Annotated in this window: 19 protein-coding genes, 1 pseudogene and 1 riboswitch; of the genes and pseudogenes, 15 read left to right on the top strand and 5 right to left on the bottom strand. The window is 70.7% G+C overall.

From position 1 onward, the window contains the following. Window positions 1-133 precede the first annotated feature (133 nt). Window positions 134-625: a DUF1349 domain-containing protein gene (locus AB0A65_RS11920; RefSeq protein ID WP_359950353.1), complete on the bottom strand. Its 492-nt coding sequence runs from the start codon at window positions 623-625 to the stop codon at window positions 134-136. A gap of 530 nt (window positions 626-1,155) precedes the next feature. On the opposite strand from AB0A65_RS11920, the gene AB0A65_RS11925 reads away from it, so the two are divergent. The 9 genes and pseudogenes from AB0A65_RS11925 (at window position 1,156) to AB0A65_RS11965 (ending at window position 12,005) form a co-directional block, all read left to right on the top strand. After that, complete coding sequence (locus AB0A65_RS11925; protein ID WP_359950356.1) at window positions 1,156-1,590, top strand: hypothetical protein; 435 nt, start codon at window positions 1,156-1,158, stop codon at window positions 1,588-1,590. A gap of 189 nt (window positions 1,591-1,779) precedes the next feature. Continuing rightward, complete coding sequence (gene dnaK, locus AB0A65_RS11930; protein ID WP_359950359.1) at window positions 1,780-3,621, top strand: molecular chaperone DnaK; 1,842 nt, start codon at window positions 1,780-1,782, stop codon at window positions 3,619-3,621. Between the two features lie 86 nt (window positions 3,622-3,707). Next, a pseudogene (gene grpE, locus AB0A65_RS11935) lies at window positions 3,708-4,181 on the top strand (nucleotide exchange factor GrpE); the annotation flags it as partial. 245 nt (window positions 4,182-4,426) lie between these two features. After that, window positions 4,427-5,557, top strand: a complete 1,131-nt coding sequence (gene dnaJ, locus AB0A65_RS11940; protein ID WP_359950362.1) for a molecular chaperone DnaJ — start codon at window positions 4,427-4,429, stop codon at window positions 5,555-5,557. Between the two features lie 187 nt (window positions 5,558-5,744). After that, window positions 5,745-6,152, top strand: a complete 408-nt coding sequence (locus AB0A65_RS11945) for a helix-turn-helix transcriptional regulator (protein ID WP_359950824.1) — start codon at window positions 5,745-5,747, stop codon at window positions 6,150-6,152. 128 nt (window positions 6,153-6,280) lie between these two features. Next, window positions 6,281-7,663, top strand: coding sequence for a hemolysin family protein (locus AB0A65_RS11950; RefSeq protein WP_359950365.1), 1,383 nt, complete (start codon window positions 6,281-6,283; stop codon window positions 7,661-7,663). Continuing rightward, window positions 7,660-8,679, top strand: coding sequence for a hemolysin family protein (locus tag AB0A65_RS11955; RefSeq protein WP_359950368.1), 1,020 nt, complete (start codon window positions 7,660-7,662; stop codon window positions 8,677-8,679). Before AB0A65_RS11950 ends, AB0A65_RS11955 begins: the two co-directional genes overlap by 4 nt. A 163-nt stretch (window positions 8,680-8,842) precedes the next feature. Further along, the gene (locus tag AB0A65_RS11960) at window positions 8,843-10,132 is read left to right on the top strand and encodes a cell division protein DivIVA (protein ID WP_359950371.1); all 1,290 of its coding nucleotides are present in this window, start codon (window positions 8,843-8,845) and stop codon (window positions 10,130-10,132) included. A 238-nt stretch (window positions 10,133-10,370) separates the two neighbouring features. Continuing rightward, on the top strand, window positions 10,371-12,005 hold the full coding sequence (locus AB0A65_RS11965; protein ID WP_359950373.1) for a beta-N-acetylhexosaminidase: 1,635 nt from the start codon (window positions 10,371-10,373) through the stop codon (window positions 12,003-12,005). Window positions 12,006-12,216: 211 nt separating this feature from the next. Here the strand turns inward: AB0A65_RS11965 and AB0A65_RS11970 are convergent, their stop codons facing one another. Further along, window positions 12,217-13,155, bottom strand: a complete 939-nt coding sequence (locus AB0A65_RS11970) for an NlpC/P60 family protein (protein ID WP_359950375.1) — start codon at window positions 13,153-13,155, stop codon at window positions 12,217-12,219. A 9-nt stretch (window positions 13,156-13,164) separates the two neighbouring features. Continuing rightward, a riboswitch (cyclic di-AMP (ydaO/yuaA leader) is annotated at window positions 13,165-13,314 on the bottom strand. Window positions 13,315-13,518: 204 nt separating this feature from the next. Here AB0A65_RS11970 and AB0A65_RS11975 point away from each other — a divergent pair. The 4 genes from AB0A65_RS11975 (at window position 13,519) to AB0A65_RS11990 (ending at window position 14,754) form a co-directional block, all read left to right on the top strand. Continuing rightward, on the top strand, window positions 13,519-13,857 hold the full coding sequence (locus AB0A65_RS11975; protein ID WP_359950377.1) for a metal-sensitive transcriptional regulator: 339 nt from the start codon (window positions 13,519-13,521) through the stop codon (window positions 13,855-13,857). Between the two features lie 12 nt (window positions 13,858-13,869). Continuing rightward, entirely contained in the window at window positions 13,870-14,082 is a 213-nt protein-coding gene (locus AB0A65_RS11980) for a cation transporter (protein WP_359950379.1), read from the top strand. 92 nt (window positions 14,083-14,174) lie between these two features. Further along, window positions 14,175-14,354: a hypothetical protein gene (locus AB0A65_RS11985; RefSeq protein WP_359950381.1), complete on the top strand. Its 180-nt coding sequence runs from the start codon at window positions 14,175-14,177 to the stop codon at window positions 14,352-14,354. A gap of 13 nt (window positions 14,355-14,367) precedes the next feature. After that, on the top strand, window positions 14,368-14,754 hold the full coding sequence (locus AB0A65_RS11990) for a hypothetical protein (protein WP_359950383.1): 387 nt from the start codon (window positions 14,368-14,370) through the stop codon (window positions 14,752-14,754). A 129-nt stretch (window positions 14,755-14,883) separates the two neighbouring features. Here the strand turns inward: AB0A65_RS11990 and AB0A65_RS11995 are convergent, their stop codons facing one another. Genes AB0A65_RS11995 through AB0A65_RS12005 form a run of 3 tightly spaced genes read right to left on the bottom strand, consistent with a single transcriptional unit; the run spans window position 14,884 to window position 18,578 of the window. Next, a complete protein-coding gene (locus AB0A65_RS11995; RefSeq protein ID WP_359950385.1) occupies window positions 14,884-15,762 on the bottom strand; it encodes a sugar ABC transporter permease in 879 nt (292 codons plus the stop codon). After that, window positions 15,762-17,306, bottom strand: coding sequence for an ABC transporter permease subunit (locus AB0A65_RS12000; protein ID WP_359950387.1), 1,545 nt, complete (start codon window positions 17,304-17,306; stop codon window positions 15,762-15,764). Before AB0A65_RS12000 ends, AB0A65_RS11995 begins: the two co-directional genes overlap by 1 nt. A 39-nt stretch (window positions 17,307-17,345) precedes the next feature. Then, window positions 17,346-18,578, bottom strand: a complete 1,233-nt coding sequence (locus AB0A65_RS12005; protein ID WP_359950389.1) for a maltose ABC transporter substrate-binding protein — start codon at window positions 18,576-18,578, stop codon at window positions 17,346-17,348. A 154-nt stretch (window positions 18,579-18,732) separates the two neighbouring features. On the opposite strand from AB0A65_RS12005, the gene AB0A65_RS12010 reads away from it, so the two are divergent. Both AB0A65_RS12010 and AB0A65_RS12015 read left to right on the top strand, forming a co-directional pair. After that, window positions 18,733-19,734: a LacI family DNA-binding transcriptional regulator gene (locus AB0A65_RS12010; protein ID WP_359950390.1), complete on the top strand. Its 1,002-nt coding sequence runs from the start codon at window positions 18,733-18,735 to the stop codon at window positions 19,732-19,734. A 15-nt stretch (window positions 19,735-19,749) separates the two neighbouring features. Further along, entirely contained in the window at window positions 19,750-21,297 is a 1,548-nt protein-coding gene (locus tag AB0A65_RS12015) for a glycoside hydrolase family 13 protein (protein ID WP_359950392.1), read from the top strand. Window positions 21,298-21,485: the final 188 nt, after the last annotated feature.

The following is a 21,485-nucleotide window of genomic DNA, read 5'->3' on the forward strand; positions in this document are numbered from 1 at the left end:
CTGCTGCGCCGCTCGGGCTGAGCACACAGGTCGGGTCCGCCCGGATCATCCGGCCCACCGGGCCCGACCTCTATGCTCAGCGGCGTCCGGCACCCCTCTGCCGGACCGCTGAACGTGCTGCGCGCTAAGGGATTCAGTCGACGTCGATGTCGAGGTCCAGCCCCGCGTCCCAGAAGGTCTCGGCGACCGGACGCGTGCTGGCGATGCCCGCCGTGGCGGGGACGCCGCCGGGCAGGTACGTGGAGGCGATGGTGGTGTAGTCGACGCCGTCGTCGGCGTGGGCGACGGTCACGGTGTCGCCGGCCCTGATGAGCCGCAGCCAGATCTCGTCCGACTCGGTGTCCACCGGGAACAGGGACCAGTCGGTGCGGCCGCGGGTGGCGACGGTGCTGATGAGGTGCTGCCCGCCGAGGTACTCCGCGCCGGTGCGGACCCAGTTGGACTCGTCGACGCGGATGGCGAGGGACGCCTCCGAGTGCTGGTGGCGGTGCTCCGGGCGCAGGCGCAGCGCGATCTCGCCGTCGCCTCGGAGCTCGATGCCGTAGATGTAGACGTGGTCGCGCTGGGGCTCGTCCCCGGCGCTGCGGACGAGCACGGTCTTGATCTCGGAGAAGGGAGTGATCAATCCACCGTCAACCGTCCATTGTACTTCTTCTGAAGGAGACTGCATCATCCAATGATGCCATACGTGAAAGGGTTGTTATGCGACAAATCGGGCGCGGTAACCCAAAGTTAATCCCCCGTTCGGCTCGGTTACAAGGCTGAAATACCAGCTCAACGCCCGTATGCCTACGGTAAATGCGGTTTGCGTTACGCCCCTTGGAGAACGCTGGCCGCGTCCCGGGGATGCCAATGCGAATCCCTTGTCCCGCAAGCATATCCAATGCGCAGGAATCGCGGCCCGCCCCATGCGCCGCGCGGTTTCGGAACGACCGGTCCAGGCTACCCCGCGCCCGCCAATGGCGCCCACGGCAATGCGAGTCTCATTCCCGTTCCATGTGATGTGCGAAGGATTGCGCGTTCTGCTCCGCATTCGCCGGACGGGGGCGGACTAGAGTGCCGAGTGCTCATACCCGTGTCCTCCCGGGCTGCTCGACCGTTAACCCGGATGGAGGAGTACGCAGGCACGGAAGCGAAGGCGAATGAGGAGATAGCGTGAGTATGCAGCATTCAGCGAGGCAGGGGGCGCCGGAGGCAGAGGCGCCCGAGCACGGGCGCGCGCTCCCGCGCCAGGACCGCACCGCTCCGCCGCGCCGCTCGCGCCACACCGCCGAACCCGCGGCCCCCGGGCCGCAGGGCTCGATGGTCGTCCCGATCCCCGCGCGCTCGCGCCGCGCCCGCCGCGAGGAGCCCTCGAAGCTGTTCTCCCTGGAGGAGCCGCCGCCCCTGGAGGCCCCGGCGGGGATCACCGAGATCACCGGCTGGAACCTCGCGTCCCTCATGTGGCGCGACCACCTGCCCGAGCAGCTCCTCGGCATCGACTGCGCCTCGTGCAAGCAGGCGTGGCCGTGCGACACCTGGAAGATCGCGGACGACCTGCTCACCGAGTGCTGCGAGGCCGCCGGGGGCGCGCCCGCCGCGGCCCGCTAGCACCGCCTGACGCAGAGTTGAGTCGACCCGACTCAACTTTAGTGCATCTGATCACATTTCCTGTGACCGGCTTGACAGTCGATACCGACCGGATGAACATTGAGTCTATCCGGCTCAACTTGGTTCGGGGTTCCCGCCCGGCCGCTTGAGACAGAGACATCATCTGTTCGACTACATCAGGAGATCAACATGGCACGTGCGGTCGGCATCGACCTCGGCACGACGAACTCCGTGGTCAGCGTCCTCGAAGGCGGGGAGGCCACGGTCATCACCAACGCCGAGGGGGCGAGGACCACGCCGTCGATCGTGGCGTTCGCCAAGAACGGCGAAGTGCTCGTCGGCGAGGTGGCCAAGCGCCAGGCGGTCACGAACCCGGACCGCACCATCCGCTCGGTGAAGCGCCACATGGGCACCGACTGGACCGTCGACATCGACGGCAAGTCGTACACGTCCCAGGAGATCAGCGCCCGCATCCTCATGAAGCTCAAGCGCGACGCCGAGGCGTACCTGGGCGAGAACGTCACCGACGCGGTCGTCACCGTGCCGGCGTACTTCTCCGACGCCCAGCGCACCGCCACGAAGGAGGCGGGCGAGATCGCCGGCCTCAACGTCCTGCGCATCATCAACGAGCCCACCTCCGCGGCGCTCTCCTACGGCCTGGACAAGGGCGAGGAGGAGCAGACGATCCTCGTCTTCGACCTCGGCGGCGGCACCTTCGACGTCTCGCTGCTGGAGATCGCCGACGGCGTCATCCAGGTCAAGGCCACCTCCGGCGACAACCACCTCGGCGGCGACGACTGGGACGACCGGGTCATCCAGCACCTGGTGAAGACCTTCAACGGCCAGTACGGCGTGGACCTGTCCAAGGACAAGATGGCCATGCAGCGCCTCAAGGAGGCCGCCGAGAAGGCCAAGATCGAGCTGTCGTCCGCGACGCAGACCTCGATCAACCTGCCGTACATCACCGCAGGCCCCGACGGCCCCCTGCACCTCGACGTGTCGCTCTCGCGCGCCGAGTTCGAGCAGATGACCTCCGACCTCCTCGACCGCTGCAAGAAGCCGTTCGAGCAGGCCGTGAAGGACGCCGGGATCAACGTCTCCGAGGTCGACCACGTCATCCTCGTCGGCGGCTCCACCCGCATGCCCGCCGTCTCCGAGCTCGTCAAGCGCCTCATCGGCCGCGACGCCCACAAGGGCGTCAACCCGGACGAGGTCGTCGCCATCGGCGCGACCCTCCAGGCCGGCGTCCTCAAGGGCGAGGTCAAGGACGTGCTGCTCCTCGACGTCACCCCGCTGTCGCTGGGCATCGAGACCAAGGGCGGCATCTTCACCAAGCTCATCGAGCGCAACACCACGATCCCGACGAAGCGCTCGGAGGTCTTCACGACCGCCGACGACAACCAGCCGTCGGTGCTCATCCAGGTCTTCCAGGGCGAGCGCGAGATCGCGGCCTACAACAAGAAGCTCGGCACGTTCGAGCTGACCGGCCTGCCCCCGGCCCCGCGCGGGGTCCCGCAGATCGAGGTCACCTTCGACATCGACGCCAACGGCATCGTGAACGTGTCCGCGAAGGACTCCGCCACGGGCAAGGCCCAGTCGATGACGATCTCCGGCGGCTCCAGCCTGGCCCAGGACGACATCCAGCGGATGATGGCCGAGGCCCAGGAGCACGCCGAGGAGGACCGCCAGCGCAAGGAGGAGGCCGAGGCCCGCAACATGGGCGAGTCGCTGGTCTACCAGACCGAGAAGCTCCTGGCCGAGTCCGGCGACAAGATCCCCGAGGACCTCAAGGGCAAGATCAACGACGCCACGTCCTCGCTGAAGGCGGCCCTGGGCGGCACCGACATCGAGGCGATCAAGCGCGGCACCGAGGAGCTGTCGAAGGTCTCGCAGGAGGCCGGGCAGGCGATGTACGCGGCGGCCCAGGCCGACCAGGCGGGCGCCCCGCAGCAGCCCGCCGGCGGTGCCGCGGGCGGCGCCGACGACGTCGTGGACGCCGAGATCGTCGACGACGACAAGGACCAGAAGTAGTGGCGGACGAGAAGAAGGACGCCGACGACGCGCGGCCGCCCGAGGACGGCGCGGCCGCCGAGGGCGGGGCCGAGGAGGAGCTGACGGTCGAGGACATCCTCGCCGCCGCCTCCGACGACGGCCAGGCCGCCGACGACGCGGTCCTGGTGCTCCAGGCGACACTGGAGGAGCGCACGCGCGACCTCCAGCGGATCACCGCGGAGTTCCAGAACTACCGCAAGCGCGTCGAGCGCGACAAGGCCCGCTCGGGCGAGCTGGCGACGGCCGGGGTGCTCCAGAGCCTCCTGCCGGTGCTGGACGACCTCGACCGGGCCCGGGAGCACGGGGACCTCAACGGCCCCTTCGGCGCCGTCGCGGACCAGCTCGTCAACGCGCTCACCAAGCAGGGCCTGGAGCCCTTCGGGGTGAAGGGCGACCCGTTCGACCCGCAGATCCACGAAGCGGTCGCGCACATGCAGATGCCGGGTGTGGACGGTCCGACGTGCATCGACGTGATGCGCTCCGGCTACCGCCTCGGCGACAAGCTGCTGCGCCCGGCGCTGGTGGCTGTGGCCGAGCCGAGCGACGAGCCCGAGCCGGAGGCCGAAGCGGCGCCGGACGAGGAGCCCGAGGTGATCGAGGCCGAGGCCGTCGAGACCGAGGACGCCGAGACGGTCGACGCGGATGACGCCGAGGTCGTGGAGGCCGAGTCGGCGGAAGCCGAGGAGGCTCCGGCCGAGGACGCCGAACCCAAGGGCAAGAAGCGAAAAGACAAGAACAAGGACTAATCGTCCTTGCTCTCTGAACAGATCGGAGGAGGCGTCCCGTGGCATCGCAGGAGTGGCTCGAGAAGGACTTCTACGCCGTGCTCGGCGTGCCGCAGGACGCCTCCAAGAAGGACATCGAGAAGGCGTACCGCAAGCTCGCCCGCGAATGGCACCCCGACCACAACCCGGCGGCCGACGCCGAGGAGCGGTTCAAGGGCATCTCTGAGGCGTACTCGGTGCTGCACGACGACAAGCAGCGCGGCGAGTACGACCAGATCCAGCTGATGAAGTCCGGCCGGGGCGGGTTCGGGGGCGCGCACGCCGCGCCCGGGGGCATCAACCTCGAAGACCTGTTCGGGAACGCCGGCGGCGGCTCGGGCGGGTTCTCCGACCTCTTCGGCGGCCTGTTCGGCGGCGGCGGGTCCGGCCCGCGGCGCCGCTCGGGCGCCGTGCGCGGCAACGACCTGCGCACCAACGTGACCCTCGACTTCGCCGACGCCGTGAAGGGCTCCACCACGGAGCTGCGGATGCGCGCGCCCGGGGAGTGCGAGACCTGCCACGGGTCGGGCGCCAAGCCCGGCACCGCGCCCACCACGTGCCCGAAGTGCAGCGGGCGCGGCCTGGTCACCGAGAACCAGGGCGCGTTCAGCTTCGCGCAGCCGTGCCCCGAGTGCGAGGGCACCGGCACCGTCGTCACCGACCCGTGCCCCGACTGCGGCGGCACCGGTGCGACCACGAAGGACCGCGTCATCACCGTGCGGGTGCCCGCCGGGATCGGCGACGGCCAGACCATCCGGCTCGCCGGTCGCGGCTCGCCGGGCGAGCGCGGCGGACCCGCCGGGGACCTCCTCGTGCGCGTCGCGGTCCGCTCGCACCCGCTGTTCGCGCGCGACGGCGACAACGTCACCGTGCGCCTCCCCGTCTCCTTCCCCGAGGCCGCCCTGGGCGCCAAGGTGAAGGTCCCGACGCTCGACGGCCCCGTGACCCTGAAGGTCCCCGAGGGGACCCCGACCGGGCGGGTGCTGCGCGTCAAGGGCCGCGGCGTCCCCGGCAAGGGCGACCTGCTCGTCACCGTCGACGTCGACGTGCCCGTCTCGCTGACCGCCGAGGCCCGCGAGGCCCTGGAGAAGTACGCGGCGGCCGCCCCCGCGGCCGACCGCTCGAAGCTGGAAGAGCTGACGGGGCAGTGAGACCCGCGGCTCCGCAAGGACGGCGGGCCCCTACCGGGGCCGGCCGGAACAACCGGTGCGCCCTCCGGCGTTGTACCGAACGCGCGGCGCCGCACGGCGCCCCGGGCACCGGAGAGAGGAGTGGAGCGTGAACGCCGCCGACCGCAGCGGACCGTCCGATGCGAACCGTCCGCGCGTGCGCGTCGAGATCTCCTACGGCCGGCGCGGACCGGGCGAGGACCTCGACTTCGACGCGAAGATCCTCGCGATCTCCGCCGCCGCCGAACTCGCGGGCATGCACCCGCAGACCCTCCGCCAGTACGACCGGCTCGGCCTCGTCGAGCCCGCCCGCACGCCCGGCGGCGGCCGCCGCTACTCCGCGCGCGACGTCACGCGCCTGCGGGAGATCCAGCGGCTCAGCCAGGACGAGGGCGTCAACCTCGCGGGCATCAAGCGGATCATGGACCTCGAACGGGAGGTCCACGCGATCCGCGCCGAGGCGCAGGCGGTCGTGGAGGAGCTCCAGCGGGCCCGCGCCCAGCTCGCCGAGCTGCGCGCCGTCGCAGGTCCGTTCGGCCGCTCCACGGACATCGTCCTGTGGCGGGGCGAACAATGATCGACGCTTGCCCCCCTTCCTCGCACCGTTAAGATCGGGCCCATGCGACGCAGAAGACGACGATCCCGAAGTCCGCGGCCCGGCGGCCGCCCGCTCCGCGCATCGGAGCCTCCCAGCGGGCGTGAGCAGTGCTCATAGCCGTCGGACTGGTCATCATCCTGGCCGTCACCGCCGCCACGGGCTTCTTCGTGGCGCTCGAATTCGCCTACACCGCCGTCGACCGGTCCAAACTGGAGGACCTCGCCGCCGGCCCCGACGCCAAGCGCGCGTCCCGGGCCCGCCGGGCCCTGAAGGTCTCCTCGCAGCTGTCCTTCGCCCTCTCGGGCGCGCAGCTCGGCATCACCGTCACCGCCCTGTTCGTCGGCTTCTTCGCCGAGCCCTACCTCGGTGAGGGGCTCGCGCAGCTCCTCGGCACCGCCGGGGTCCCCGCGGCCGTGTCGGTCACCCTCGGCACGGTCGTCGCGTTCGTCATCGCGAACATCGTGCAGATGATCCTCGGCGAGCTCGGCCCCAAGAACCTCGCGATCGCCCGCACCGAGGCCCTCGCGCTCGCCCTCGCGGTCCCCACCGGCACGTACCTGACGGTGTGCGGGCCGATCATCCGCTTCTTCGACGCCGCCTCCACGCGGCTCCTCAAGCTCCTCGGCATCCAGCCCGTCGAAGAGCTGGAGCACAACGCGACCGCCGAGGACCTGCACCGGATCATCGACGTCTCCCGCGACGAGGGCGCCCTCGACGAGGAGCTGTCGGTCCTCCTCGACCGCGGCCTCGACTTCTCCGACACCGTCGCCGAGCAGGCCATGACCCCGCGCGTCGGCGTCCAGACCCTCCCCGCCGCGGCCACCGTCGCGGACGCGGTCGCCGCGCTCGCCGACGGCCACTCCCGCTTCCCGGTCGTCGGCGCCGACGTGGACGACCTCCTCGGCGTCGTCGGCATCGGCCAGATCATCGAGGTGCCCCGCGAGGCCCGCGACGTGGTCACCGTCGCCGAGATCGCCGACCCCGCGATGCTCGTGCCCGCCTCGCTCCCCCTGCCGCAGCTGCTCGACCAGATGCGCGGGCGCCACCGCCAGCTCGCGTGCGTCGTGGACGAGTTCGGCGGCTTCGCCGGGATCGTCACGCTCGAAGACCTCGCCGAGGAGCTGGTGGGGGAGATCCGCGACGAGCAGGACCGCTTCGAGGCCGTGCCGGTCTCGCTCGCGGGCGGCGGCTGGCTCATCCCCGGCCGCTGGCGCGTCGACGAGGTCGCCGACGCCACCGGCATCCAGCTCCCCGAAGGGGAGCACTACGAGACCATCGCCGGGCTCGTCATGGCCGAGCTCGGCCGCGTCGCCCACCCCGGCGACACCGTCGAAGTGCCCACCGCCGCGGCGGGGGACTTCTACGACGAGGACGGCGACGGCCAGGCCGACCCGGCCCCGCGCAGCGTGAAGCTCGTCGTCGTCTCCTCCGCACGCCATGTGCCGCAGGCGATCGAGCTGCGGCCGCTCCCGGTGGAGGACGCCAAGTGAGCACCGGCCCCGCCCTCCTGGTCTCCCTGATCCTCCTGGCCGCCAACGCGTTCTTCGTGGCCGCCGAGTTCGCGCTCGTCGCCTCCCGGCAGCACCGCCTCGAACAGGACGGCTCCGCCGCGGCCCGCGCGGCCCTGCGCGGCACCAGGAACCTGTCGCTCATGCTCGCGGGCGCCCAGCTGGGCATCACCGCGTGCACCGTCGGCCTCGGCGCGCTCGCCGAACCGGCCCTCGCGAGCACCATCGAGGTCCCGCTGAAAGCCGTGGGTCTGGAAGCGGCGGCGCACCCGATCGCGTTCGCGCTCGCCCTGGTCGTCGTGGTGTTCCTCCACATGGTCGTCGGCGAGATGATGCCGAAGTCGTGGGCGATCACCCACCCCGAGGCGTCCGCGATGGCCCTCATCTGGCCGTTCACCGGCTACGTGTGGGTCACCAAGCCGATCCTGCTGGGCCTCAACCACGGCGCCAACGCCATGCTGAAGCTGTTCAGGGTGGAGCCCGCCGACGAGAAGGCGCAGGCGCACTCCCCCGAGGAGCTGCGCTACCTGCTGCGGTCCTCCGCGGCCGCGGGCGTCCTCGGTGAGGAGGAGCACCAGATGCTCGCCCACGCCATCGCCGTGCAGCGCCAAGGGGTCCGCGAAGTGCAGATCCCGTGGACCGAGGTCGTCACGATCCCGGCCGGGGCGACCGCCGTCGACGCCGAGGAGCGCAGCCGCGCCACCGGCCGCTCCCGCCTCGTCGTCGTGGACCCCGACGAGCGGCCCGTGGGCCTCGTCCACGTCCGCGAGGCCGTGCAGGCCGCACCCGACGCCACGGTGGCGGACCTCGCCGCGGCCCCGCTCCTGGTCGCCGCCGACACCACCGTCGCCGGGGCCGTGACCCTCATGCGCCGCCAGCGGGCCCAGCTCGCCCTGGTCACCGGCGCGGACCGCGAGGTCACCGGCCTGGTCGCCATGGAGGACCTGCTGGAGGAGATCATGGGCGACTTCTACGACGAGACCGACAAGACCGCGTAACCGCGTCCGAACGGAAGAGGGCCTCGGCTTCGGCTGGGGCCCTTCGCCTTGCCGCCTGGACGTTTTCACCGCGACACGCGGCCCCGGGCGTGTTCGTCGCCGGTTTCGGGCCCTTCAGGCGTGATCATGATTCATCAACCGTTTCCTGTGACTCTGGAAGACCATGTCGAAATTCTTCGAGGAAACCGGGCCCGAATTCGCCGTCTCCATGCGCGGCTACGACCGCCACCAGGTCGACGAGTTCACCACCCGGCTGTATCAGAACATCAAGACCCACGAGCAGCACCGTGACGAGGCGGTGCGGGCACTGGACACCGCCGAGCAGCAGTTGCGCCGCGCGGAGGAGCGCATCGGCGCACTGGAGCGGCGCGTCTCCGAGCGGGCCACGCAGATCGCCGAGGCCGAGCAGCCGACCCTCGCGGGCCTGGGCGCCCGCGTCGAGAAGATCCTCCGGGCCGCCGAGCAGGACGCCGGCGTCCAGAAGGCGGACGCGAAGCGCCAGGCCGCGTCCCTGATCCAGGAGGCCCGCGGCGAGGCCGACGCGATGATGCGCGCCGCCCACGCCGAGGCCGCCGAGATCACCGCCACCACCGACCAGGACGTCACCGAGATCCGCGCCCGCGCGGTCAACGAGACCACCGAGCTGCGCGAGAACGCCCGCCGCAGCCACGACCTCGCCCTCGCCGACGTCCACCGCGAAGTGCAGACCGCGCAGAGCCAGTCCCGTTCGGAGGCCGAGAAGACCAGGTCGGCCGCCGAGCGCGAGATCGCCGTCGCCCGCGCGACCTCCGAGCGTGAGATGACCGAGCTGCGCGCCCTCGCCTCCCGCGAGTCCGACCAGCAGCGCAGCGCCGCCGGGCAGCTCCTGTCCGAGGCGTCGGAGTTCCGCAAGAAGAAGACCCAGGAACTGACCCTCACCGAGGCCGACCGCCGCGAGCGGGCGCAGAAGGAGGAGGCCGACCGGCACCAGCAGGCCATCGCGACCGCGCAGCGGATCGTCTCGGAGGCCGAGGACCGGCTCGCGCTCGCCGAGGAGCGGTCCCGCTCCTCCGAGAACCGGGCGGTCGAGCGCCGCGAGGAGGCCGACCAGCAGGCGAAGGACGCCGTCCACCGCGCGACCGAGCAGGTCAAGTCCATCAAGTCGGAGTCCGAGACCGAGGCGGCGCGGCTCAAGCGCAGCGCCGGGGAGCGCGCGGCCGAACGCGTGCAGCCCCTCTCCGAGGAGGTCGCGGCCCTGGAGCGCCAGCGCGACTCGGCGGGCTCGAACCTCACCGACCTGCGCCGCCAGCTGGGCCTGGTCTCGGGCGAGGAGGAGAAGACCTCGCCGTCGCTGTCGGCGCTGACGTCCGTGTCGGGGGTGTTCGAGTCGGAGTCGGCGCCGCTGCCGATCAACCGGCAGCGGGAGTCCCCCGAGGACCTGGACGCGACGCAGCACCTGCCCAAGGTGCACTGAGAGTTCCGCGAAACGTTCCACCGCGCGCCGCGGTCGCCGGTCCCGGGCGGGTTTCCCCGCTCGATGCACTGGCCGACCGCGGCGCGGTCCTATATTATAAATAAACTGAACTAATTCGTGGGAGCGTCGCCGTACCGACCGGCGCGACCCCGCGGACACCGGTTCCTCCCGGCGCGGCCGCACCCCCGGCGGCGAGCGGGCCGGACAACTGCACCTCGACCACAGGAGCCCCCGAACCATGCAGCGCCGCATCTCGCTGATCCCGCAACCGCAGCAGCTCGTCCTCGCCGACGGCGACCTGGACCTGAGCACCCTCGCCGCCATCGCCGCCGACCCCGAGCTGCACCCGCTCGCCTGGCTCCTGTCGGACCTCCTCAACCGGGGCACCGGCCTGCGGCTCGCCGTCGCCGGCCCTGAAGAGGGCGGCACAGGCGAGGGCGGCCGCGTCCTGCGCGTGCGCCTCGAAGGCGACCGGCCCGCGGACCTCACCACCGCCGCCGAGGCGTACCGCCTCGACATCACCGCGGACGGCGTCGTGCTCGCCGCGGCCCACCCCGCGGGCATCGCCCGCGGCATCGCCACCCTCCGCCAGCTCCTCCCCGCGGACTCCCTGCGCGAGGCCCCCGCGGCCGCCCCGGTCGTGCCGCTCGTGGCGATCGACGACGAGCCGCGCCTGCGCTGGCGCGGCGTCATGATCGACGTGGTCCGGCACTTCCAGCCGAAGGACTTCGTGCTCAAGATGATCGACCGGGCGTGGCTGCACCGGATGAACGTCGTGCACCTGCACCTCACCGACGACCAGGGCTGGCGCTTCGACGTGCCCTCCCGCCCCAAGCTCGCCGAGATCGCGTCCTGGCGCGCCGAGACGAAGATCGGGCACGCCCGCGACGAGGCGTCCGGGTACGAGCCGACCCCGCACGGCGGGATCTTCTCCGTCCCCGACCTGCGCGAGATCGCGTCCTACGCGCGCGAGCGCCACATCATGATCGTCCCCGAGGTGAACCTCCCCGGGCACGCCCGCGCCGTGCTCGCCGCCTACCCCGAACTCGGTGCGGGCCAGGACAAGCCGGTCTCGCCCACGTTCGGCGTGTTCGAGGAGGTCCTGGAGCCGACCCAGGAGGCCCTGGACTTCGCGCTGGAGGCGTACACCGCGATCGGCGAGGTCTTCGAGGGCCCGTTCGTCCACATCGGCGGCGACGAGGTGCCGATGACGCAGTGGGAGTCCTCCCCGGTCGCCCGCGAGCTCATGGAGCGCGAGGGCATGGAGGACGTGCGCGGCGTCCAGGCGTGGTTCACGAAGGCGTTCTGCGACCACCTCACCGGCATGGGCAAGCGGGTCATCGGCTGGGACGAGATCCTCGACGGCGGCGCGCCCGCCGAGGCCGTGGTCCACGTGTGGCGCAACGAGGCGTACGTCAAGAAGGCCATCGCCGCGGGCCACATGGTCGTGGCCTCGCCCGAGCCGTACGCGTACTACGACCACTACGAGAGCGACGACCCGCAGGAGCCGCTGCGCATCCACGGCCTCACCACCGTCGACAAGGTCGCGGGCTGGGACCCGGTCCCCGCGGGCGTGGACGGCGAGAAGGTCCTGGGCATCCAGTGCCAGCTGTGGTCGGAGTACCTGCCGACCCCGCGGGACGTGGAGTACTCGGCGTTCCCGCGCCTGTCGGTCCTCGCCGAGGTCGGGTGGACCGGGATGGCCGTGCGCGAGGCGAACCCGGTGCAGGACCGCCTCGGCGACCACCTGGAGCGCCTGCACGCCATGGGCATCGACTACCGGCCCCCGACCGGGCCCGAGCGGTGGCAGCGCGGCGGCACGGGCCGCCGGGCCCGCTACTCGTGGACGTTCGAGGAGCACCAGCCGGAGTGACCGGTCGGCCGGAACCGACTGGCCGGTAACGAAAACGTGAGAAGCCCTTGCGGCCCGCCGGAGCGGTTCGCAAGGGCTTCTTTACTATGAGGTGGTCCCCGGCGGCGGTCGGGCTATTGCGGGTCAGCAGCAGGGTCAGCAATCGGGAGCGCCCGCGCCGCCGCCGGGGGGTTCGGCGCCCGGCCTCGCGGCCGGGGGACGGACGCGGCCGCTAGGGGCGGCCGTACCCGTCGATCGACATGATGTCCATGTCGGCGATCTTGACCACGGTGGTGGAGTTCGGGGCGTGGATGATCTCGCCGCCTCCGATGTAGATCGCCACGTGGCCCAGGCCGTTGTAGAAGATGAGGTCGCCGGGCTGGAGCTCGTCGCGGGAGATCCGCGCCGTCTCGTCCCACTGCATCGCGGTGTTGTGCGAGAGGCTGACGCCCGCCGCGCCCCACGCGCCCTGCGTCAGGCCCGAGCAGTCCCACTCGTTCGGCCCGGAGGCGCCGTACACGTACTGGTCGCCGAGCTGGTCGTACGCGAAGGCCACGACCGCCGAGTCGCCCGAGTAGTCGCCCCAGTCGGGCTCGGGGTTCTCCTCGGCGTACGCGTCGGCGTACTCGTCCTCAAGGGCGTCGATCTCGTCCTCGATCGCCTGCTGCTGCTCGTCGATCTCGCCGAGGATCTCGTCGGCGCTCGCCTGGAGGGCCTCCAGCTCCGCCTGGCGGGTCTCCAGCTCCTCGATCTGCGCGAGGGAGTCCTGGAGCGCCGCGTTCTCGGCGTTCGAGAGGTTCGACAGGTACATGAGGCGGTCGGCGAAGTCCGACGGGTCGCCCGCCAGCACCGAGTTGACCATCGCGAAGTCGCCGCCCGTGTAGGCGGTCGAGGCGATCTCGGCCATCCGGTCCTGCGCGGCGAGGCCCGCGGTCTCCAAAGCGGGGAGCTGCTCCTGGATCTCGGCGATCAGGGCGTTGGCGTCGTCCAGCTCCTCGCGCTTGGCGTTGTAGTCCTCGATGACCTTCTCCAGGTCCGAGTGGCGCTCGTCGATCTCCGCCTGGATCTCGTCGCTGGTCTGCGCCGACGCCTGCGAAGACGTGAACAGCGCCGCCGTCGCGGGAATCAGTGCTGCGGCCAAGGCGGCGGCAGCGATACGCCGGGTACGCACCAAGGGATGCGCTCCTTCCTCTGGCCGCCTACCGGGTTAGCTGTCGGGTTCGGGCGGAAGGAAGGGTCGCCCTACGCTGCATGCGATTCACCCCGTCGGCCCCTGCACGCGGCCGACTGCTGGTTCCCCGGCTCGAACCCGACGGGACTCGGGCCGACTCGGCGGTGCCGCGCGGCGGGTGCGGGGTGCACCCGAGTTTCCGACGCGACGGGTTCACGTTAGAGGCCAATATGAGTCGAGACAAGCCCGGGGGGAGAATTTCTCGCACAATGGCACGGAATACTACGGGCCGCTGCTCAGGGCTAACGAGCAGTTGCCGCAATACCCCGCAGGGGTATACACTGACGAACGGAGGGAAGCGACATGGCAAGCGACGACACCGCGCACGCCCCTGAGTCCGGCGACGGCGGGCACGACCACTACTGGTACCACGGCGACAAGGCCGCGCTCACGCGACGCCTCAAACGCATCGAAGGGCAGATCCGCGGCATCCAGCGGATGGTCGACGACGACCAGTACTGCATCGACATCCTGACCCAGATCTCCGCGTCCACCAAGGGACTCCAGGCCGTCGCCCTCAGCCTCCTCGAAGGCCACCTGGCCCACTGCGTCGCCGAGGCGCAGACCTCCGGTGACCCGACCGCCGCCGAAGCCAAGGTGAAGGAAGCCTCGGACGCGGTGGCCCGCCTGCTCAGAACCTGACAAGGAGTCCACATGGAAACCGTCTACGTCGTCAAGGGCATGACCTGCGGCCACTGCGCCGGCAGCGTCACCTCCGAACTCACCGCCCTCCCCGGCGTCTCCGGGGTCGACGTCGCCCTCGACACCGGCAAGGTCACCGTCACCAGCGAGGCCGCCCTCACCGAGGACCAGGTCCGCGAAGCCGTCGACGAGGCCGGGTACGAGCTCGTCGGACTCGCCTCCTAAGCACGCCGAAGCAGGGCCCTGACCACCCGTTCACCGGGTGTTCAGGGCCGCTCTGTTGTGCCCGGCGAGACCCCCTGACGTACAGTCGGTGCATGGCAGTCTCCGACGACGACCGTTCCGTCGAACTCGACGAGGACTTCTCGGTGCTCCCGGACCAGACCTCCGACGACACCGACCGGGGCTGGGGCGAGGCCCCCGCCCCCCTTGTCCGCCGCGAACTCTCCGCCCGCGACCGCGACCTCCTCGCCGAGCGCCCCCCGCACTGGTCCTGAGCGGCGGCACCCGATGTCCGACGCCTTCCCGCCCGGCGAACGAGTCGAACTCGTCGCCCGCGCCGTCCTGCTCCGCGCCGGACTCGCCCGCTTCCACGAGGAGCGCCGCGTCAACTGGGACCGCCTCACCGGTAACAGGGCCGCCTCGGTCGACGACCCCGACGCCGTCACCGTCAACACCCACCCCGGCGCCCGCACCGAGAACGCCGACGACCTCCGCACCCTCGCCGACGCCCTCCGCCTCATGGACCGCGTCATCGACCTCCTCGAATCCCCCGCGCAGGACATCGCCGTGGTCGCCTACGCCCTCGAACAGCTCCAGCACACCGTGATCGAGCTGGAGGAGTACGCCGACCTCAAGACCCCCCTCGCCCTCCTCTCCGACCTCTTCCGGGACTGAGGGCCCGGCCCGTCGGTCAAGGCCCTGCCCGCGCAAGCGGAAAGGCCCGGACCGAGGGGAGGGAGGCTCCCCCTGGTCCGGGCCCGGTGCGCCTCCCGGAGGGAAACGCGTGTCGAGCAGCAGTCTTGTCTAGCCCTTCACGGCACCGCCGGTGAGGCCCGAGACGATGTAGCGCTGGAGGCTCATGAACACCCCGACCGTGAGGACCGAGGTCAGGAGCGTTCCGGCCGCGAAGATGCCGAAGTACGAGGCCGGGGAGTTGTCCGCCGTCAAGGTCTTCAGGCCCACCGCGAGGGTCATCTCCGGCCGGTCCGTGAGGAACAGCGACGCGAGGATGAAGTCGTTCATCGTCCCGACGAACGCGAGGATGCCCGAGATCGCGATGATCGGTGCCGCCAGCGGCAGGATCATCCCGAAGAAGATCTGCGCGTGCGAGGCCCCGTCGATCGTCGCGGCCTCGTCGAGCTCCTTCGGGATCGTGTCGAAGAAGCCCTTCATCAGCCACGTCGAGACGCCCAGCGCCCCGCCCATGTACACGAGCATCAGGCCGAGCTTCGTGTTCAGGCCCGCCACCGGGTAGAACTCGCCGATCGCGCCGAAGATCAGGTACAGGGCCACCACCGACAGGAACGCCGGGAACATCTGGATGAGCAGCAGGAACAGCAGCATCCCGCGCCGCCCCTTGAACCGGAACCGGCTGAACGCGTACGCCGCCAGCGACGAGATCAGGATCGACAGGAACGCCGCCGGGATCGCGATCATCAGCGAGTTCGCGAACCACGACCCGAACGGGATGTTCGGGTCCGAGAACAGCCGGTCGAAGCTCACCAGGCTGAGATCCGTCGGGACGAGCGACGTCGCCGAGAGCGTCCCCTTCGGGTTGAACGCCGCCGACACCACGTACAGGATCGGCACGAGCCCGAACACGAGGACCGCCACGGCCACCAGGTGCCGCCACCCGAACTCCGCGACCCAGTTGGACCGCTTGCGTCGCGCTTGAGTCGCCATCAGTACACGTCCTCCTGGTTGCGGGTGGTCCGGAACATGATCGCCGAGATCGTGGCGACGATCAGGAAGATGAATACGCTGACCGCGCTGGCGAAGCCGTAGTCGGCGGTGCTGGAGCCGAACGCCTGGCGGAACGCGTACGTGATGAGCAGGTCGGTCCCGCCGACCGACTCGCCCGCGAGGAACGGGTTGCCGCCGCTGAGCAGCTGGATCGCGTTGAAGTTGTTGAAGTTGAAGGCGAACGAGGAGATCAGCAGCGGCGTGAGCGCGATGAGCAGCAGCGGCAGCGTGATCTTGCGGAACGCCGTCACCCCCGTCGCGCCGTCGATCTTCGCGGCCTCAAGGGAGTCCGACGGGAGCGCCTGGAGCGCGCCGAGGGAGATGAGGAACATGTACGGCCAGCCGAGCCACGTGTTCGCGATGAGGACCATCGCGCGGGCGGCCCACGTCTCGCCGTACCAGTTGACGCTGAGCCCGAACAGCTCGTTCACGAGCCCGTAGTCGCGGTTGAACATCTGCGCCCACACCAGCAGCATCGCGAACGACGGCATGGCGTACGGCAGGATCATGAGCGTCCGGTACACCTTGGTGCCGCGCATGGACGGCTTGTTCAGGGCCATGGCGGTGCCGAGGCCGATCACGAAGGTGAACAGGACCGACCCGGCCGCGAACATGACGTTCCAGGCGAAGACGCCGAGGAACGGGCCGCGGATGTCGGGGTCGGTGATGACGGACAGGTAGTTGTCGAAGCCGATGTTGACGCGCCAGCCGACGAGCGCGGCCTGCCCGTCCTCGGTGAGGAAGCTGCCCTCCTCGTCGTCGGCGTACCAGACGGTGCCGGTCGCCGAGTCGGTGATGCAGTCGCAGCCCTCGTCGTAGGAGCGCGTCGAGACGCCCTCGAACGCCGAGAGGCCCTGCACCTTGATGCCGGTGTCCGGCCCGGTCGGGACGGCCAGTTCGGCGAGCTCGCCCTGCCGCTCGTTGAGGTCGGCGAGGGTCCACACGGTGTAGTCGGGGGCGGCGGTGATCCGCCCGCTCGCGTCCACGGTGGCCCCGTCGATCTCGGTGAGGCCCTCTTCCGTTCCCGCCCAGGTGGTCCCGTCGGCGGTGTTCGTCAGCAGGAGGGTCAGCTCGCCGGAGGCGGACTCGCCGACGGCGAGCAGGTAGTTGGCGCCGCCGGGGGTCTGCTGGACGCCCGCGGCGATGATCGCCTCGACCGCGCCCTCCTTGTCGGTCCGGTGCCCGTCCCCGTAGTTGGAGAACGAGGTCCCGGCGGTCATGACGACCGGCGCGATCTGGAACGCGATGAGCAGGAGCGTCCCGGGGACCAGGTACTTCAGGGGGATGGACCGGCGCTGGAGGTAGGTGTAGAAGACGATGGCGACGATGACCGCCTCGAGGCCGAGGCCCCACCAGGCCCCGGCGCCGATGAGCGGCAACGCCGCCCAGACGGCCAGCGCGGCCACCGCCGCGAGCACCGCGATCTTGATGATCTGGCCTGCGGCGGTGGTGGAGCCGGCCGTCTGGGCACGTTGGTCGAGCACTGCTGCGCGTTCCTTCGCTCTGTGGACTGGCCGGGGCCGCTACGCGCCGACGGCGTCGCGGATGGTCTGCGCGGCGGTCGCGGCCGCGTCGGCGCCCGGCGTGGTGCCGTCGATGGCGTCGGCCTCGGCGCGGCCGAAGGGCTCCCAGACGGAGTCCATGGCGGGGATGTTCGGCATGGGGACGGCGTTCTCGCCGGCGGCGGCGAAGCCCTGCGCGTCGGCGTTGCCCTCGGCGTAGGTCTCGGCGGCGGCGGTGAGCGCCGGGAGGCGCCCGCCCGCTTCGGCGAGCTTGAGCTGGAGGTCCTCGGTGAGGACGTAGTTGGTGACGAACTCCTGCGCGAACACGGCGTTCTTGGCGCCGGAGGCGACGTAGAAGCCCTGGACGCCGAGGAACGGCGAGGCGGGGTTCTGGCCCTCGAAGCCGGGGATCGCGGTGACCTCGTACTCCAGGCCGGCGCCCTGGACGTCGGTGAGGGCCCAGGGGCCGGAGATCATGAACGCGGTCTTCTGGTCGACGAAGAACGGGATGACGTTGGAGGCGTCGAAGGTGGTCTTGAGGACGCCCGAGGCGCCGAGCTCGGCGAACTTCTCGAACGCGGCGACGCCGCCGGCGGAGTCGACGCCGACGTCGGTCGGGTCGAGGTTGCCGGAGCCGTCGTCCTTGAAGAGGTAGCCGCCCATTGAGGAGAACAGCGGGTAGGCGCTGTAGGCGTTGCCGTCGACGCCGACCTCCATGGTGAGGACCTCGTCGGTGCCCGCGGCCTGGCCGGCGGTGACGAGCTCCTCGAAGGTGGCGGGGGCGTCGGGGGCGAGCGCGGTGTTGCGGATGAGGCCGAGGTTCTCCAGGGCGTACGCGACGCCGTAGAGGTTGCCGTCCACGGTGAACGCCTTGACGGCGGTCTCGTTGAGGGCGGCCTGCTGGTCTGCGGTGAGGGTGATGGGGGCGACGGCGCCGGCGGCGGCGTACTGCCCGGCCCAGTCGTGGGCGCCCACGACGATGTCGGGGCCCTGGCCCTGCTCGGCGGCGGTGAGGAAGTCCTGCCGCAGGGTGTCGACGTGCTCTTCGACGGTGACCTTCACGCCGACGGAGGTCTCGAAGTCCTTGACGAACTCCTTGAGCACGGGGGTGCGGGTCTCGTCGGCCCAGATGACGAGCTCGCCCGAGAACTCGGTGCCGGTGTCGGAGCCGCTGTCGCTGTCGTCGCCGCATGCGGCGGCCGCGCCCAGGGCGGCGGCGGAGACGGCGGTGATACCCAGGGTCCTTCTGCGCATGTCTTCTTTTCTCCTCATTGAGGGGCCCCGGGGCGGGGGCCGCTGGTGCGGGGACTCGCGTCCCGACTTCCTACGACATTAGCAAGATGTTTCAGAATCAGGAAAGCCTTGCAACCAAACTGTTGCCAACTTTCAGATAGGCTAGTCTGTCATCATGCGGCTTCGACTCTCTGACATCGCCCGGCAGGCCGGGGTCAGTGAGGCAACGGTGTCCCGGGTGCTCAACGACAAGCCCGGCGTGGGTCAGCAGACCCGCCAATCCGTCCTCACTGCCCTCGACGTGCTCGGCTATGAACGCCCCCAGGCCCTCCGCAAGCACGCTATCGGCCTGATCGGCCTGGTCGTGCCCGAACTGGAGAACCCGATCTTCCCGCTCTACGCGCAGACGATCTCCAACGTCCTGGCCGGTTCGGGGTACACCCCGGTGCTGTGCACGCAGACCCCCGGCGGGGTCTCCGAGGACGAGTTCGTGGAGATGCTCCGCGAGAGGGCGGTTGCCGGCATCATCTTCGTCTCGGGCCTGCACGCGGACACGTCCGCGAGCACCGAACGCTACCAAGAGCTCAAGGACAAGCGCCTCCCGGTGGCCTTCGTCACGGGCCACCCGGAGGGCGTGGAGGCCGCCTCGTTCTCCTGCGACGACACCGTCGCGGCCCGGATCGCCGTCGAGCACCTCGCCGGGCTGGGCCACCGGAGGATCGGCCTGGTCTCGGGCCCGGACCGGTACTGGCCGGTGCGCCGCAAGATCTCCGGCTACCGCGCCGCCATGCAGACCGTCGGCCCCGAGCTCATCGAGCTGACCCTCTTCGGCGAGCAGGGCGGGTACGCCGCCGCGTCGCGCCTCATCGACCGCGGCGCGACCAGCGTCGTCTGCGGCTCGGACATGATGGCCCTCGGCGCGATCCGCGCCGCCGAGGAGCGCGGCCTCAACGTCCCGCAAGACTTTTCAGTCGTCGGCTACGACGACTCCCCGCTCATCGCCCACACCAACCCCCCGCTCACGACCGTGCGGCAGCCGGTGCGCGACATCGCCACCGCCGCCGCGCGGGCCCTGCTCGACGAGATCGCCGGGCAGCCCACCCCGTCGTCGGAATACCTGTTCCGGCCCGAACTGGTCGTACGCGGGTCCACCGGTGCGGCACCCCGAGAAGACTGAAAGGGAAACTCACCGATGAGTGAACACTGGTGGCGCGACGCGGTCATCTACCAGGTGTACCCGCGCTCGTTCGCCGACGCGAACGGCGACGGCATGGGCGATCTGGAGGGCATCCGCTCCCGCATCCCCTACCTCGCGGAGCTCGGCGTCGACGCCATCTGGCTGTCGCCGTTCTACGCCTCGCCCCAGAAGGACGCGGGCTACGACGTCTCCGACTACCGGAAGATCGACCCGCGCTTCGGCGACCTGGGCGACTTCGACCGGATGCTCGCCGACGCGCACGCCGCGGGCATCCGCCTCATCGTGGACCTCGTCCCCAACCACACCTCCTCGGAGCACGAGTGGTTCAAGGCCGCGCTCGCTGCGGCACCCGGCTCGCCGGAGCGAGAGCGCTACCACTTCCGCGACGTCACCGACCCCGAAGTGCCGCCGAACAACTGGCAGTCGATCTTCGGCGGCCCGGCGTGGACGAAGACCCCAGACGGTCAGCAGTGGTACCTGCACCTGTTCGACGCCTCCCAGCCGGACCTGAACTGGGACAACCCGGAGGTCCACGCGGAGTTCCAGTCGGTGCTGCGGTTCTGGCTCGACCGGGGCGTGGACGGCTTCCGCATCGACGTCGCCCACGGCATGGTCAAGGCCGAGGGCCTGCCCGACACCGGCGGCGACGGCACGATCGAGATGATCGGCACCACGCAGGCGCCCTTCTTCGACCAGGACGGCGTCCACGACATCTACCGCACGTGGCGCCCCATCATCGAGGAGTACGAGGGGGACCGGATCTTCGTCGCCGAGGCGTGGACCGACTCGGCCGAGCGCCGCTCCCTGTACCTGCGGCCCGACGAGCTGCACCAGGCGTTCAACTTCGACCTGGTGCTGGCGCCGTTCAGCGCCGCGGACTTCCGCAAGGCCATCGACTCCGAGATCGCGAACAACGCCGGGGTCGGCGCGCCGTGCACGTGGGTGCTCTCCAACCACGACGTGCAGCGCCACGTCACCCGCTACGGCGGCGGCGAAGTCGGCCTGGCCCGCGCGAAGGCCGCGACGCAGCTGCTGCTGTCGCTGCCGGGCGTCGTGTACGTCTACCAGGGCGAGGAGCTGGGCCTGAACGAGGTCCTGGACCTGCCCGCGGAGGTCCGCGAGGACCCGACGTTCTTCCGCACGGGCGGCGCGCAGATCGGCCGCGACGGCTGCCGCGTCCCGCTGCCCTGGACCCGCGAGGGCTCCTCGTTCGGGTTCGGGACCAACGGCTCCTGGCTCCCGCAGCCCGCCGAGTGGGGCGGCGTGTCGGCCGAGGCCGAGGACGGCGTCGCGGGCTCCACCCTGGAGTTCTACCGGGCCGCCATCGCGATCCGCAAGGCCCACAAGGCCACCGGCCTGACGTGGCTGTCCGACCCGGGCGAGGACGCGTTCGCGTTCGACAACGGCGCCCTGGTCGCGGTCGTCAACTTCGGCACCGAGCCCGTCCCGGTCGCCCAGTACGGCGCGGAGGTGCTCCTCGCGAGCGCCGACCTCGTCGACGGCGACCTGCCGGGCGGCGCGGCCGTCTGGTTCAAGAAGTAGCACCGGATCGTAGATCCTATTTCCTATAGGATCTACGATCCGCGCCTGAGGGCCCGCAGCGCTCGCTGCGGGCCCTTCCCATGTCGCACGCGCGGTCCGATGCGGACGCCCGCGAGTGCCTCCGCGCCGCACCCGTACCGCCCCGCACCTCCCGTTCGGCCGTGCAGTCGCCCCGTCACGCAAGCGGT

This window comes from Glycomyces sp. NPDC047010 (assembly GCF_040644205.1).
In the GTDB taxonomy this organism is placed as follows: domain Bacteria; phylum Actinomycetota; class Actinomycetes; order Mycobacteriales; family Micromonosporaceae; genus Glycomyces.